Genomic DNA, 15,341 nt, shown 5'->3' with positions numbered 1-15,341 from the left:
GGAGAAGAAAATGGTCGATTATCGCTATCTGGGGCGCAGTGCGCTGAAGGTATCACCGCTCAGCTTGGGAACCATGATGTTTGGTGGGCCGACGCCTGACGATGTCGCTTTCCGCATCATCGACAAGGCACGCGAGCAGGGGATTAACTTCATCGATACCGCCGATGTCTATCACGACGGCAAATCGGAAGAGGTCGTCGGCAAAGGCATCAAGGCGCATCGAGATCACTGGGTACTGGCAACCAAGTTCGTCAACTCCCACAAGAAGGGTCCGAACCTCGGCGGCCATTCGCGCAAGTGGGTGATCGAGACGGTCGAGAATTCGCTGCGCCGCCTCAACACCGACTATATCGACATCCTCTATTTCCACAGAGCTGTCTTTGACGCGCCTTTGGAAGAGCCGGTGCGCGCCATTGCAGACCTCATCCGCGCTGGCAAGCTGCGCTATTTCGGCGTCTCGAACTTCCGTGGCTGGCGGATCGCCGAGATTGCTCATCTTGCCGATGAGCTCGGCATCGATCGTCCGGTAGCAAGCCAGCCGCTCTACAACATCGTCAACCGCACCGCCGAAGCAGAGCAGCTACCTGCAGCCCATCACTACGGCCTCGGCGTCGTTTCCTACTCGCCACTTGCCCGCGGCGTCCTGACGGGCAAGTACGAACCCGGCAAGGAGCCAGCCGCCGACACCCGTGCCGGTCGTGGCGACAAGCGCATCCTAGAGACAGAATGGCGTCCTGAATCGATTGCCATTGCAACCGAGATCGCCGCTCATGCCGCCCGCAAGGGGATTTCACCGACGGAATTCGCGCTTGCCTGGGTGCTCAACAACAAGCTGATCTCGGCGGCCATCACCGGTCCACGCACGGAAGAGCACTGGGACAGCTACATCCGCGCGCTCGACGTCAAGCTCGATGCTGAGGATGAGGCACTGGTCGATCGGCTGGTCACTACAGGCACCCCTCGACGCCCGGTTTCAACGATCCCAGCCATCCGGTCGAAGGCCGCGTGCCGCGCAGTACTGCTTCCGGCATCGACAATGTGGTGCCGCTGACGCGCGCCGTTGCCTGAATATGCCTCGAGGATCCGCCCCGCTGGCGGATCCTTCCATTCTTTTCCTTAGCGCCGAGAAGGTTCCTGAATGCCGAATATCGCTCCTTCCGCACTGTCTTCCACTGCCGCGCCCGGCCTATCTGCGCAGGGGAACAATCTTTCCGAGCTTCTCGCGAAGATCCCGACGCTATCGGCCGAAATATCCCAAGAGGCGGCAAGGCGCGACCTGGAGAGGGAGCTTCCTTTCGAAGCTTTCCGCCTTTTCAAAGAGGCTGGGCTCGGCGCGTTACGCATTCCGGTGGCACTCGGCGGCCCGGGCGGATCTGTGGCGGACTACATCGACATGATCATGGCAATCGGTGTCGCAGATTCAAACGTTGCCCATGCACTGCGCAGCCATTTCAATTTCACCGAAAGCCTTATTCTCAGCCCCAATACGGCCATCGACCGAACGCAGCTCGGCCGCGTTCTCACTGGCAAGCTTTTCGGGGGCGCTCACACCGAGCAAGGCACGAAGCGCCCCGGCGAAGTGACGACACGGTTGACGAGAACCGGCGAGACCTACCGCCTCAACGGCCGGAAATGGTATGCGACGGGGACAGCTTTTTCCGATTTTGCCTCTTTCAGTGCCAGGAACGACGACGACGAGTTCGTCAGCGTCCTGCTGCCGGTGGATCGCAAAGGCATCACCATTCTCGATGACTGGGACGGCATGGGCCAACGGCTGACGGCCAGCGGCGGCGTGATGCTCGAAGACGTCGAGGTATTACCGCACGAAATCTCCAGACGGGGTCTGAACACGCTTGTCGGTCGCCATACCTCGACGTTGCGTCAACTCCACCTGGCCGCCTCAATGGCAGGTGCGGTGCGCGGCGCACTCGCAGAGGGGACCGATTATGTGCGCAGGCAGGCGCGGTCGGCTGCCCACAGTGCGGCCGAGACGGCCAATGCCGATCCCTTCGTGCAGAAGATATTGGGTGAGATTGCTGCAGGCTCCTTTGCTGTCGACACGTTGATCCGCGAGAGTGCTCGTGCGCTGGATCGCTCGGTGGTGGCCTTTGCAGGGGGGGAAGCCGAGGCGATCGAAACAGCCTTGATCGAAAGCGCGTTGACGACGGCCCGCACGCAGATCATCGCTTCGCAACTCGCGCTTGCGGCCGCCACCAACGTCTTCGAGCTTGGCGGCGGGTCGGCGACCTCCCGCCATCTCAATCTCGATCGGCACTGGCGCAACATCCGCACGGTGCTCAACCACAACCCGCTGCTGCACAAGGCGAGGGTGGTCGGCGACTATTACATCAACGGAACCACGACGCATCTGGAAGAAGGCAAGGTCTTCTGAGATCGGCCGCTTAAAGGAAGAGTGTCTCATGAGCTTCGAATTCATCGGTCACGTATCGAACCGCGAGGGGTCGGATATCGTGCCACCCAAGGGACCGGTCGTGGACAAGGACTATATCCTCAACCATGCAACGGCCGCTGAAGAGGCCGGTATCGATCGGCTTCTGATCGGTGCGTTTTCGACCTGGCCGGACAACAACCAGATCGCCGCCTACCTTTTTGCAAGGACGAGCCGCATCGGTGCGCTCCTTGCTCATCGCACCGGTTTCATGGCGCCGACGCTTGCGGCGCGCCAGCTCGCGACACTCGATCAGTTTTCAGACGGGCGACTGTGGGTCCACATCATCACCGGCGGTTCTGACGCCGACCAGCAGCGCGACGGCGATTTCCTCGATCACGACAGACGCTACGACCGGACCGACGAATATCTGACAGTTCTCAAGAACGTCTGGGAAAGCGAAGAGCCTTTCGATCACGAAGGCGAATTCTACAAGGTTAAGGGTGCGGTTTCACAGGTCAGGCCATTCCGGCAATCACGGATTCCGATCTCTTTCGGCGGTTCGTCTGAGGCTGCCTTCAAGGTCGCCGGCAAGCACGCGGACATATACGCGCTGTGGGGCGAACCGCTCGATGGCGTGCGCGAAACGATCGGCAAGGTGCGCACGGCCGCTGAACCTTTCGGGCGCGCCGATGACATCCGCTTCACCATCGCCTTCCGGATCGTTGTTGCGGAGACCGAAGACAAGGCATGGGAAAAGGCCAGTTCCATCCTGCAGAAGGTCAAGTCGATAGCCCGGCCCGGCGGCAATGGCGAAACATTGCCATCAAACATCGGCTCGGTGCGTCTGCGGGAAGCAGCCGCCCGCGGCAAGGTCCTCGACAAGCGCCTGTGGACTGAGGTCGCAGCGGTCAGCGGTGCCGCCGGCAACTCGACGGCACTCGTGGGTACGCCGGACCAAGTCGCCGAAGCGATCCTCGATTACTATGACGCCGGCGTCTCCAACTTCCTGATGCGAGGCTTCTATCCGACCGAAGACACGGTGACCTACGGGCGCGATGTCGCGCCCCTCGTCAAGGTAGGCATTGCCGCACGCAAATCACGCTCCGCTGCGGAGTAACCATGGGCAAGCTCAACATCGTCGATTTTCATACGCATTTGCTGCCGCAGGGCTGGGAGATCTACCGCGCGCCCGACCGTCCGCTCGATCCCCTGTGGGCTCGCATCGGAACAAAAATCTCAGATATCGATGCACTGATTGCCGACAGCGACGCAGCCGGGATTGCGCGTCGCGTGATTGGTGTGGCGCTGTCCATGGTCGCCGCACCCGATGCCGATCTCGGGGACGTCAGCCGCAGGCTGAACGACGATCTGGCAGCCACGGTTGCGCACCATCCCGACCGTCTGTTCGCATTGGCGACGGTGGACGCATTCGGTGGCGAGGCAGCGGCCGTCGAAGCGCGACGCGCCATACTTGATCTCAATCTGTCCGGCTTATTTCTCGACAGCGCAAAGGGGACCAGGCTGATTGACGCGCCGGAGGCCAGGCCTGTCCTGAAAGTTGCTGCCGAACTGGGCGTCCCCGTCTTCCTGCATCCAATCAACCCCGAGCCACTTTCGAGCCAACTGGCCGGACTTGGCCGGCTTGGTACCCGCCTGAGCCGAGGCACCATCAACGCGGCCGCCGCGATCTCGCTTGTGACATCGGGCGTTTTCGAGGAGTTGCCCGAGCTTCGGGTCGTCATCACAGCCCTTGGCGTCGCGGCATTGGCGCTGACTGGTCCGTTCGGCGAACTGCCGTCGATTTTCGCCAGCGCATCTGCCGGAAAGCGGCGGCATCTCTACATCGACATCATGCCGTCGGAAGCGCGTTTCCTCCGGTTCGTCACCAGTCTCGTCGGTGCCGATCATGTTCTGGTCGGGAGCGACTGGCCGATCCTTGAACACGGTCCGACGCAGGAAGAGCTTGCAAAAGCATTCGCGGCGGCCGGGCTGAGCGACCATGAAGCGCACTTGGTTGCCGGCCGAAATGCCCTTGATCTGCTCGAAGGCCACCGCCGCAGTCGTCGCCGCTTGATCGCGTAGCAACGTTTCGCACGGCTTGCCTTCGCATGCCGATTTTTCACCACGATCTACCAGGCCCTGTCATTGCCGACGGGAGAGGAGGTTCATTGCGCATCGATGATCATATTCCGCATCATTCGGTAACTATTGTTGGCGGCGGCTTTGCCGGGGCGGTGACAGCGTTGAAGCTTCTGGAACGGACTGAAGTGCCGCTTGCGATCACTGTGATCGAGCGGCGTGCCGAGCTTGGCCGAGGGGTCGCCTACAGCACGCCCGACCCCGTCCACCTTGTGAATGGACCGGCTGAAATCTTTTCGCTCTACCCCGACGACCCCGGCCATCTGTCACGCTGGCTTGTCGACAACGGCGCCGTCAACGGCTGGGTGCCGCCCGTCGACGTCAGCTCAAGTAGTCCGCCGCGCTATCTTTACGGAACCTATGTTCGCGACGAGCTTGCCCGTGCCGTTGCGAGTGCGCGGTTTGGGTCGACGCTGCGGCATGTCAGGTCGTCGGCATCTGCGCTGGTTTCCACACCGCACCGGATCCGCATCACGACAGCTGACGGTACGGTCGTGGAGGCCGACGAGGCCGTGTTGGCGCTTGGCGTGTTCCAGCCACGACTGTCCGAAGCTGAGGCCGCTCTTGCAAGTCACGCGCGCTTTGCAGCCAGTCCCTGGGACGCCGATGCGCTTGACCGCCTGACCGGCTGCGAGGAGATTCTCCTGATCGGTTCCAGCCTGTCGATGGTCGATGCGGTTGCCAGCATGGAAGCGAGAGGCAATCGCGGCCGCTACCGGGTGATATCGCGCCGTGGTCAGTTCGTGGACGGACGCAGAACCGTCCCCGCCGCCCGCGATTTTCTCGCTGAGGGGCCGTTGCCGGTGACGGCGCGCGATCTGCTGTCGCGCGTGAAGGCGGAGCGGCGCGCGATCGCGGCAGCCGGTACGGACTGGCAGGGCTTGCCTCTCGCGATCCGGCCCCATATCCTGTCCTTGTGGCAGGGCGCGAGTGATCGTGAGCGGTTGCGTTTCATCAGGCATCTGCGAGCCTATTGGGATGTTACAGCACACCGATCGGCGCCGGAGAGCCACAAGACCATCGAGACCGTGATCTCCGAAGGCCGGCTGGCCCACCGTCGCGCGCGTGTGCTTGGCTTTGCCCTCGAGGGAGACCAGATCGTCGCCAGACTAGGGACTGGAACGGGTATCGAGACCGCACGGTTCGACGGTGTCATCGACTGCCGCGGTCATCAGTTGCACGACTGGCGACAGATTGCCGATCCTTTCGTCAAGAGCCTGCTTGCAAGTGGCGAAGTTCGGCCGCATAGCACCGGCTACGGTATCGATGCGACGCCTGAGGGGGACCTCGTCAATGAGGAGGGTCGCGTTCATCGCAACCTCAGCGCCATTGGGCATCCGCTGCGCGGTGTCGCATGGGAGTCGAGTTCGATTACCGAGCAGCGCACACAGGCGATCGCGCTCGCCGCTCGCATCCTTGCCAAACTGACGCCGGCGCGCGTCGCCTGACATAGTAAAAAAAGGGGCGCATCACCGATGCGCCCCCTTCGTGCCGGTCCGCCGTCGCCCCCGATCAGCCTTCGCCGTCCTTGATGTATACTTCCGCGAAATTGGACTGCACGCCCTCGGCCCCGATCGTGTGGTTTTTCACGCGCTTGTTGAAAACGGTGACATTCTCAAGCGCTATCAGGTTTACCACCGGCACCTCGTCGGCAATGATTTTCTGGAAGGCATAGAACTGCTGCTTGCGCTTCTCGTCGTTGGTCTCGACGGAGGCCGCTTCGAGCAGGCTGTCCACTTCCGGGTTCGCGTAGTGGCTGGCGTTCGAAAATGGCAGGCCGAGCTTGAAGTTCTTCGACCAGTAGATGCGCTGCACGCCGAGTGTCGGATCGAACTGGTTGCCGAGATATTCGGCCGTCACGTCGAAAGCGCGGTCGGTATAGACCTTCTTGATATAGGTCGAAAAATCATAGGACTCGATCGTCGCCGCAATGCCGATGCGGGTCAGGTTCTGCTTCAGATATTCGGCGACCCGCTTGAAGCCCTCATTGTAGGAATTGTGCGTGAGCCGAAGGCCGAAACGGATGCCATCGGCGCCGCGCTTGTAGCCTGCTTCGTCAAGCAGATGTTCGGCCGCCTGCAGATCATAGGCGTAAGGCTTGATCGAGGCATCGAGGTAGCGCGGCAGGAAGGTGCTGATCGGGCTCGGCGAGACGTGACCGTAGCCGTACCACACCGTGTTGAGGACGACATTGAGGTCGACCGCATGGGCAATCGCTCGGCGGACGTGGGCATTTTTGAGGTATTCGTTGTCGAGATTGAAGATCAGCTGTGTCTGATCACCCTTGGTCTCATAGCCGCGCGAATCGACGCCAATATTCGGCAACGCCTTGACGCGCTCGAGATCGCTCAGCGGGATCGGATTGTCACCACCGATATCGAATTCACCGGTCTCGAAGCCCGCCGCACGTGCTGCGCCGTCCGGCACGAAGCGCACGACAATCTTGTCGAGATAGGGCTTTCCGGCATCCCAATAGTCCGGATTGCGCTCCAGGATAATGTGGGAGCCACGCACCCATTCCTTGAAGATGAAGGGTCCGGTGCCGACCGGCGCGCCGCCGTTCGGGTTGGTTGGTACGTCGGCAATCTTGACGCCGTCATAGACGTGCTTCGGTACGATCGGCGACTCCGCGCCATAGAGGGCGCTCAAAAGGTACGGCGCGGGTTTGGAAAGCCGGATGACCGCGGTCAGCGGATCGGGCGTGTCGACCTTTGTTACGGTGGCGAAGGTGCCACGACCGCGTGGGTGTACCTGTTTCAGAAGCTCGATCGAATAGGCGACATCCTCGGATGTGAATGGCTTGCCATCGTGCCATTTCACGTTTGGGCGCAGCTTGAATGTGTAGCTCAATCCGTCTTCGCTGATGGACCACTCGGTTGCAAGCTGCGGCTTCGGCGCGAGACCGAAATCATAGGTCAGCAATCCCTCGGTGATCTTCGGACTGACCTTCTGTGTGCCGCCAGCAGTGTGAGCGAGCGCCAGGATCGTGGGGGGCTCCGGCTCGACAATGAAATTCAAAGTGCCGCCCGTTGTTGCCCCCGACGTCTCAGCGAAGCCGCTGAGCGGTACGAGCGCGGTCAGGCCCGTCAAGGCAAGAAGCTCGTTGAGTTGGCGTCTCCGAATGTCCATCAATACCCCCTGAGTGTGGGTGACGCCTCGGCGAAACGTCCGTCACAGGCATCATCGGGCCGGCTGAAGGGAAATAGGAAGAATGTTTTTCTCCGTGATCGGAAAAGGAAAACTTCGCGCCTGTCTTAATTGGTGGAGAGCAGTTGCCGTAATCTACTAAAAAGATAGACAATTTCCGAAAATGAGTTTTTGCATCTCCAATTGATGTCCACGACGCAAGAAAATGTTCTGCCGGCAGAGCTGGAGGAAATGCCGGTGCTCGCCTCGAGCAGCCGGTTTGTGGTGCAATCGCTAACATGAGCACGCTTGCCAACTCCCGCCGAAAAGCAATCCAGCCCACGCTTGCGCGGCTTCCGCCGTTGACGTCGCTACGCACCTTCGTGGCAACGGCGCGGCACTTGAATTTCGTTCGCGCTGCCGAAGAACTGCATGTCACGTCCGCAGCCGTCGGGCAGCAGATTCGCCTGTTGGAGGACTATCTCGGACAACCCCTGTTCAAGCGTGTCCGCGGTCAGTTGCAACTGACGCCGGCCGGGCTGGCATTGGTGCCAGGACTGACGGATGCATTTGATGCGGTGCTCGCCGCGATGGCCCAGTTCGCTACAAGCGATCACGAACAGCCGATCCGCGTCTCAGTGGCACCATCCTTTGCCAGCAAGTGGCTCATCCCGCGCCTCGATGCGCTGCGGCGAGCGGCTCCCGGATTGCAAGTCCTTGTCGATGCGTCGACCCAGCTGACAAATCTCGATGCGGGGGACGCTGATTGTGTTATTCGCTACGGAAGCGGTCCCTATCCTGGACTGGTCGTCGACCATCTCTTTTCCGAGGCCGTCCTGCCAGTCTGCAGCCCGGAATTTGCCGATGCCCATTCGCTATGGGACGGGCCGCATGCAATTGAAGATGTGCCGTTGTTGCACGAGGAGGGGGCTGAGCATGATCAATCCTGCCCGGACTGGAGCGGATGGCTGCGTGCGGCCGGGCTCTCCTACCATCCGTCGCAAGGTGGTTTCCGGCTGAGCCAATCCTCCCTCGTACTCGATGCAGCGCTGGCCGGGCAGGGTTTAGGGCTCGGGAAGATCAGGCTTGCGGAAGCCGAGATCCGGTCCGGACGGCTGGTCAGCCCTTTCGGCGTGCCGCAGCCTGTCAGTTCCTCCTACTTCTTTGCGACCACTGCGCATACGGCGCGGCTGATGCGCGTCGATCTGTTTCGCGAATGGCTGCTGGCCGAGGCGCGCACCTTGCAGACAATGGATGAGATCGTCGCACGCCGTATTCGCCCGGCAACGGACATGATTGCCGCCGAGTAAGCTTGGGCGCGGTGTCTTCATCGTTCTATTTCAGCTGGAACCCGAGTCTGCGCGCTGCCGCAGCAAGTACGTGCCGGCCCTTCAACGCTTCGACCGTACCGATGCGGTGGCTGACCTGATCTGTCCAGTCGAGTGCTGGCATGGCCTGTTCTGTCTGGAAGCTTCTGAGCACCTTGTTATAGGCGGCAAGATCGTGGCTGCGTTTTTCCTTGGTATAGTGCTCGCGGTGCAGGACGGTCGATTGCGGTAGCCGTGGCTTCACTGCGGCGGGCTGCGCCGGATCGGGAAAGCCCACCGTCAAGCCGAAGACCGGGAAGACCCCGTCGGGCAATGCAAGCTCGCGCGCGACTGCTTCCGGGTCGTTGCGGATGGCGCCGATATAGCAGGTTCCAAGCCCCAACGATTCAAGAGTAACGACGGCGTTCTGGGCGGCCAGCGCGGCATCGATCACACCAAGCAGAAAGCTCTCGATGTAGTCGAGCCCGTCGGCGGTCGATCCGCCGTCTTCGGCGATCTCACGAGGCCGGGCAAGGTCGGCCAGCCAGACGAGGAGAAGCGGCGCTTGCGCAATCTGGCGCTGATTTCCGGCAATCGCGTTAAGCCGGCTTCGGCGTTCGGTACCTTCCACCGCCACCACGCTCCATGCCTGCAGATTGGACGAACTCGGCGCCGACTGGGCGGCGGCAACGGCAAGCTCCACTGCCATGTGCGGAACCGGTTTTGGCAGATAGCTGCGTACGCTGCGATGGGAGAGAATGGTCTCCAGGGTCTCGTTCCAGTCGCCCCCAAGCTGCTGCGCGTTTCGGTAGCGCTCGGCGGCAAGTGCCGCCAGCCGATCAGCGTCGTCTGCCTTTGTCGCAAGGGTTGGCGTCATGGCGATGTCCTTTTCTCGTCTGTCATTCTGCTGCCGCGGCATAGGGATTGTCCGGACGGGCAAGACCGAGATGGTCGCGCAGTGTCCGACCGCCATATTCGTGCCTGAAGAGCCCGCGTCGACGCAGGATCGGAACGACCTCGTCGACAAAGACATCGAGCCCATGGGGTAACACGTCCGGCATCAGATTGAAGCCGTCAGCCGCACCGGCGGTAAACCAGGTTTCGATGTCATCGGCGATGTCCTTCGGCGTGCCGACAATCGTGCGGTGGCCGGTGCCACCGTTGAGCGCACGGATCAAACCCCGAACCGTCAATCCCTCTCGCTGTGCGAGTGCCACGGTTGCGCGGAAGAATGTGTGGCCGCCGTCGGCCGGCAGCGGTATGTCGCCTGGCAACGGAGCGTCGAGTTCGAGCCTGCTGCGATCGACCTGCAGCACACCTGCCAGCCGCGCAAGACTGTATTCAAGAGGGATCAGGTCGCGCAATTCGTCCTGGCGGCGTTTGGCCTCTGCCTCGGTACTGCCGATGATCGTGGCCAGGCCCGCCAGCACCACGATACTGTTGTCTGGACGGCCACAGCGGGTAGCGCGCCGGCGAAGATCTCTCGCATAATCCAACGACTCCTCGAAGGATTGAGACGCGGAGAAGACGGCTTCGGCATGCTCGGCGGCAAGCTCCCGCCCATCATCTGAGCCGCCTGCCTGGACGATAACCGGGTGACCCTGGGGCGGGCGGGGAATGTTGTGCGGTCCATGAACCGAGAAGTGCTTGCCGCTGTGGGCGATCGGATGGACCCGACCAGCATCGACGAAGCGGCCTGTCGTGGCGTCGCCGATGAAGGCCTCTTCCTCCCAACTGTCCCAGAGCGCCTTGACCACGGCTGCGAATTCACTGGCGCGCTCATAGCGGCTTGCGTGGGCCACAGGCTTTTGAAGGCCGAAGTTTCGGCTTTGCGCCAGGTCTGCGCTGGTGACGATGTTCCAGCCGGCGCGCCCGTTGCTGGCATGGTCGAGCGTCGCGAAGCGCCGGGCGATGTTGTACGGCTCGTTATAGGTCGTCGAGGCGGTGGCGATCAGACCTATCCGTTCCGTGTTGGCCGCGACCATGGCCAGAACGATAGTCGGTTCAAGTGACGTCAACGGTCTGAAATCAACCCGGTCGGAGATCGCCGCCTGGTCGGCAAGGAAAACCGCGTCGAAGGTACCGCGTTCCGCAATCTGGGCGACCCTGACATAGTGGTTGACGTCGAAGGATGCTCGCGGATCGCTGCCTTCCATTCGCCACGCCGCCGGCGAGAAGCCGGAGTGGAGGATATTGATATTGAGGTGGAGCTGTCGTCCGCTCATTGGAAGATACCGGGCTCTGGATAGTCGCCGGTCAAAAACCAGGCGCCGACATTTCGGGTCTTGTATTCAGCAGGATTGTGGAGGGTGTGGATACGGACGTTGCGCCAGAAACGGTCGAAGCCAAGGGGTCGTACAGCCGACCGGGCACCCATCACCTCGAAGATCTCGCTGGTGACTTCGAGCGCAACATTGCCCGCCAGCACGTTGGCAGAAGCAACCGCAATCGCCGTTGCGCCGCGCTCTTGCGCTGTCAATGCGCCACCCTTGGCGTAGGCGGAATCCATAGCCGCTGCCGCCCTATCCGCCAATGCGGTGGCAGCCTGCACCTTTGTCCAGAGTTCGCCGTACTGCCGCTTGATCCAGGGATCGTCGGAGTGGCGTTCGACACCGGAGTAGATCCATGGGCGCGACGTCGTGACGGTGTAGTCGCGCGCTGCGTTAAGGGCGCCCTGCGCGCTGCCGACGAAGACGTTGAGAAGAACGCTCTGCTGTTGCTGGGGTATGAGAAGCTCGCTCGGATCCTTCGGGCGTTCCGAGAGGATCTCGTCATCCCTGACCCTCACGTCCTTGTAGAAGACGCGGCCGCTCCCCGTCTGCCGCTGGCCGATGCCGTCCCAGTCGTCGGCAATGGTAATGCCGGGCCGGTTGGCGGGAATATAGGCGAAGCGTCGCGCGTTCGTCTTCTCGTCTTCCCAGGCGACCATCAGATAGTCGGCGACGTGGGAGCCAGAGGCGAATGGCCGATCGCCGTTGAGCAAGACGCCACCTTCGACCTTCCTGCCAAAGAGGCTTTTGGAAAAGCTGTTCGTGGTGTTGCCCCAGAACCAGCGACCCTCAGCCGACCGTCGCAGGATCGCGGCGGATCGTTCATCTCTCCCGCTCGTCACGGCATTCTGGATCGGGCTGAAATGATATCCGAACAGATGAGCGAGCGAACCGTCGACCTTGGCGAATTCGCGCACGATGCGCAGCGCCGTCGAATAGGGCTGTCCCTCGCCGCCGAACTCTCTGGGAATAAGCAGATTGACGAGACCGCTTTCCTTGAGACGCCGGATCTGATCGCTCGGGCGCCCGCCCTGTTGATCCCGCTCGACGGCGTCGACAGCAAAGATCTCTCTCAGTTCGATTGCCTTGGCGAGGTAGGGATTGGTCTGGTCCTGTTCGAAAAGGACGGGTGGCAGAGCGGGTTCGAAACTCGTGGGCTTTACGGTCATCGTCTTTCCTCCGTCAGTCGTGAAGTCGTGGAAAACCGTGCCGCTCGGCTAGCAGCTCGAGAATGCGACCGGTCTTGGTGACGAAACGCTTGCCTTTCCAATCGGCAGCATCGGGCGGCGCGTTGGCGGAGAGAACCAGCACCGGCAAAGACTGGTTTTCTTCGCCCACCGCCTCGATCACGCGCGTTCGCGGACGAGGGAAGGGGACCCGTTCTACATCAATCCTTGCAGCAAGCTCAGGGAAGCTTGCAAGCAACCCCTCGATCGCATTGCAGTAAGGGCAGACGAACGTCTGGCCAGGTCGCTTCGGGTCCGAGAAGCCCGGTGCGATGAGAAAGAGTTTGTCGCGGCTCATTGGTGTTCTCCTATTCCGCCGCGACTGCGCCGCCGTTGGTAGCAAGGCGGTTCTCGGGACGTTTGAGGCCCAGGTTTTCCCGCAGCGTGGCCCCTTCGTATTCGTGACGGAAGAGACCGCGACGGCGCAATTCCGGCACGACAAGCTCGATGAAATCGGCAAGTCCCCCCGGCATGATCGGCGCCATGATGTTGAACCCGTCAGCGCCGTAGTTCTCGAAGCGCTCTTCCAAGGCATCGGCGATCTCGTTCGGCGTGCCGACGACCTGCCAGTGGCCACGCGCGCCGGCGATGCGCAGATAGAGCTGACGGATCGAAAGGTTCTCGCGGCGGGCGAGGTCCAGAACGAGCGCCTGCCGGCTCTTGCCGGCATTTGTCGAAGGCGGGTTTTCCGGCACCGGCCCGTCCAGCGGGTAGTCGCGAAGATCGACGCCGGAAAGCTGGGAAATCAGGTTCAGCCCAACCTCGGGCTGAATGAGCTCCTGAAGGGATTCGAACTTCTCCTGCGCTTCCGATTGCGTGCGACCAACGACTGGGAAAATACCCGGCAGGATTTTCAGATCCTCGTGTGATCGACCGTATTTCGCGAGCCTTGCCTTCACGTCGGCGTAAAAACCGGTGGCTTCCTCCAAGGTGATCTGGGCAGCAAAGATGGCTTCAGCCGTTCGGGCTGCGAGCTCCTTGCCGGGTTCGGAGGCACCCGCCTGGACGACGACAGGTCGTCCCTGCGGCGAGCGGGGAATGTTCAGCGGGCCACGGACCTTGAAGTACCGGCCGCTGTGATTGAGGCGATGCAGCTTGGCTGGATCGAAATAGCGACCGCTTTGGCGGTCGCGCAGGAAGGCGTCGTCGTCCCAGCTGTCCCAGAGGCCGAGCACGACATCGGCAAACTCCTCGGCCCGCTCATAGCGATCGGCGTGAAGGATCTGCGTCTCGTGGCCGAAATTGTAGGCCGCATCCGGATCCGAGGATGTCACCAGGTTCCAGCCGGCCCGGCCGCCGCTTAGCCGGTCGATGGAGGCAAATTGCCGAGCAAGATTATAGGGATCGGAGTAACTGGTGGAGGCGGTGGCGATCAGGCCGATGTTGCGGGTAACCGACGACAGCGCCGAGAGGAGAGTGACCGGCTCGAAGGGATAGCCACCGCTATGGCCTTGCGGCTTGCTGCTTCGACGTCCTTGATGCGTGCACCAACACCGTCTGCGAAGAAGATCGTGTCGAACTTGGCAGCCTCGGCAAGCCTTGCCAGTTCCAGATAGTGTTCAAGCTCGGTGCCGACGGATGCCTTCGGGTGGCGCCATGCGGCGACATGGTGGCCGGTGAAGAGCAGGAAAGCGCCGAGCTTGATCTTATCCTTGCGTCTCGCCATTGCGGTTCCTTTCAGCGATAGATCGCCGGCACGGGAAATTCGCCCGTCAGCAACCAGGTGCCGACGGTGCGCTTCTTGTACTCGGCGGGATTGTGAAGCGTATGGGTCCTGACATTGCGCCAAAACCGATCGAAGCCGTTGGCATTGGTGGCCGAGCGCGCGCCCATCAGCTCGAAAACCTCGCTCGAGACGGTGAGGCCGACTTCGCCGGCATAGACGTTGGCAGTTGCAATATCGATTGCGGCTGCGCCACGGTCGGCGAGGGACCCTGGGCGTAAGCCACGTCAAGGCTGCGGGCCGCCTTGTCCGCGAGTTCCGTTGCCGCCAGGGTTCGGATATAGAGATCGCCATACTGCCGCTTGATCCATGGATCGTCGACATGGCGTTCGACGCCTGAATGGATCCACGGCCGCGAACGCGTCGTCGTGTAGGCGCGACCCTCTTCCAGTATGCCCTGGGCGCTGCCGATGAAGACATTGAGCAGGACGCTCTGCTGGAGGAGTGAGGTGAGCGAGGAATAGGGCGTCAGCGGCACATCAGGCGAGCTGATCAGCTCGTCGTCATGAACCTGAAGATTGGCGAAACGCACCGTACCGCTTCCGGTCTGCCTCTGGCCGATGCCGTCCCAGTCGTTTTCAATGACAATGCCGTCGCGGTCGGCGGGCACCGCAGCGGTCAGCCGGGCGCCCTCGGCATTCTCCCAGGAGATCTGGATGTAGTCGGCGACATGCGAGCCCGAGGAGAATGGCCGGCTGCCGTTGATGACCCAGCCCGTTGCCGTCTTTTCACCCGATGATGTCCTCGACATGGCGTTTCCGGAATTGCTCCAGATCCAATTGCCCGCCGCTGAACCCGCCAGCCATTTTTCCTTCTGGGCGGCCGAAGCGCGAAACAGGATGAGATTGAGCGGCAGATGGTGATAGCCGAAAAGATGGGCGAGCGAGCCGTCCGTCTTGGCGAACTCCCTGACGATGCGCAGGATTGTCAGCCACGATGCACCCTGGCCGCCATATTCCCTGGCAATCTGCGCGGAGGCAAGAGAGCTTTCCTTCAGGAGCCTGATCTGCTCGACAGGTCTACCGCCCCGCTTGTCCCTCTCGACGGCATCGAGATGAAATGTTTTGCGAAGCTTAGTAGCCTTTGCCAAGAGTCGGTCGTCAACGTCTGTTTCGAACGGCATACTGCCTCCCGGATGTCGATGCAGGGATGTGCCCC

10 protein-coding genes and 3 pseudogenes are annotated in these 15,341 nt (G+C 61.5%); 6 read left to right on the top strand and 7 right to left on the bottom strand.

The features are described 5' to 3' along the window. Window positions 1-10 precede the first annotated feature (10 nt). The 5 genes and pseudogenes from BSG20_RS16335 to BSG20_RS16315 all read left to right on the top strand — a co-directional run bounded on the left by BSG20_RS16335 (window position 11) and on the right by BSG20_RS16315 (window position 5,979). A pseudogene (locus tag BSG20_RS16335) lies at window positions 11-1,068 on the top strand (aldo/keto reductase). Window positions 1,069-1,138: 70 nt separating this feature from the next. After that, the gene (locus BSG20_RS16330; protein WP_072378609.1) at window positions 1,139-2,392 is read left to right on the top strand and encodes an acyl-CoA dehydrogenase family protein; all 1,254 of its coding nucleotides are present in this window, start codon (window positions 1,139-1,141) and stop codon (window positions 2,390-2,392) included. Window positions 2,393-2,420: 28 nt separating this feature from the next. Next, window positions 2,421-3,509, top strand: coding sequence for an LLM class flavin-dependent oxidoreductase (locus tag BSG20_RS16325; protein WP_072378607.1), 1,089 nt, complete (start codon window positions 2,421-2,423; stop codon window positions 3,507-3,509). Window positions 3,510-3,511: 2 nt separating this feature from the next. Beyond that, window positions 3,512-4,474 carry an amidohydrolase family protein gene (locus tag BSG20_RS16320; protein WP_072378605.1) on the top strand — a complete coding sequence of 321 codons (963 nt, stop codon included), beginning with the start codon at window positions 3,512-3,514 and terminating at the stop codon, window positions 4,472-4,474. 86 nt (window positions 4,475-4,560) lie between these two features. Then, the gene (locus BSG20_RS16315; protein WP_072378603.1) at window positions 4,561-5,979 is read left to right on the top strand and encodes an FAD/NAD(P)-binding protein; all 1,419 of its coding nucleotides are present in this window, start codon (window positions 4,561-4,563) and stop codon (window positions 5,977-5,979) included. Between the two features lie 64 nt (window positions 5,980-6,043). Here the strand turns inward: BSG20_RS16315 and BSG20_RS16310 are convergent, their stop codons facing one another. After that, window positions 6,044-7,660 (bottom strand): ABC transporter substrate-binding protein, encoded by a 1,617-nt coding sequence (locus BSG20_RS16310; RefSeq protein ID WP_072378601.1) that lies wholly within the window; start codon window positions 7,658-7,660, stop codon window positions 6,044-6,046. Between the two features lie 296 nt (window positions 7,661-7,956). Between BSG20_RS16310 and BSG20_RS16305 the strand changes: the two genes are divergently transcribed. Further along, window positions 7,957-8,967: a LysR substrate-binding domain-containing protein gene (locus tag BSG20_RS16305; protein WP_072378599.1), complete on the top strand. Its 1,011-nt coding sequence runs from the start codon at window positions 7,957-7,959 to the stop codon at window positions 8,965-8,967. Window positions 8,968-8,992: 25 nt separating this feature from the next. Here BSG20_RS16305 and BSG20_RS16300 read toward each other — a convergent pair whose 3' ends face one another. The 6 genes and pseudogenes from BSG20_RS16300 to BSG20_RS16275 all read right to left on the bottom strand — a co-directional run bounded on the left by BSG20_RS16300 (window position 8,993) and on the right by BSG20_RS16275 (window position 15,306). Then, complete coding sequence (locus BSG20_RS16300) at window positions 8,993-9,841, bottom strand: NADPH-dependent oxidoreductase (protein ID WP_072378689.1); 849 nt, start codon at window positions 9,839-9,841, stop codon at window positions 8,993-8,995. 22 nt (window positions 9,842-9,863) lie between these two features. Next, window positions 9,864-11,189 (bottom strand): LLM class flavin-dependent oxidoreductase, encoded by a 1,326-nt coding sequence (locus BSG20_RS16295; RefSeq protein ID WP_072378597.1) that lies wholly within the window; start codon window positions 11,187-11,189, stop codon window positions 9,864-9,866. Next, entirely contained in the window at window positions 11,186-12,403 is a 1,218-nt protein-coding gene (locus BSG20_RS16290) for an acyl-CoA dehydrogenase family protein (protein WP_072378595.1), read from the bottom strand. The genes BSG20_RS16295 and BSG20_RS16290 overlap by 4 nt, the downstream gene beginning before the upstream one ends. A 13-nt stretch (window positions 12,404-12,416) precedes the next feature. Beyond that, window positions 12,417-12,758 carry a DUF3088 domain-containing protein gene (locus BSG20_RS16285; protein WP_072378593.1) on the bottom strand — a complete coding sequence of 114 codons (342 nt, stop codon included), beginning with the start codon at window positions 12,756-12,758 and terminating at the stop codon, window positions 12,417-12,419. 10 nt (window positions 12,759-12,768) lie between these two features. Continuing rightward, a pseudogene (locus tag BSG20_RS16280) lies at window positions 12,769-14,126 on the bottom strand (LLM class flavin-dependent oxidoreductase). 11 nt (window positions 14,127-14,137) lie between these two features. Continuing rightward, window positions 14,138-15,306: pseudogene (locus BSG20_RS16275) on the bottom strand (acyl-CoA dehydrogenase family protein). Window positions 15,307-15,341 lie beyond the last annotated feature (35 nt).

Source organism: Rhizobium tibeticum, assembly GCF_900110205.1.
GTDB lineage: Bacteria > Pseudomonadota > Alphaproteobacteria > Rhizobiales > Rhizobiaceae > Rhizobium > Rhizobium tibeticum.
The sequence above is the reverse complement of the archived record's forward strand: the minus strand, read 5'-3'. Positions and strand labels throughout refer to the sequence as shown.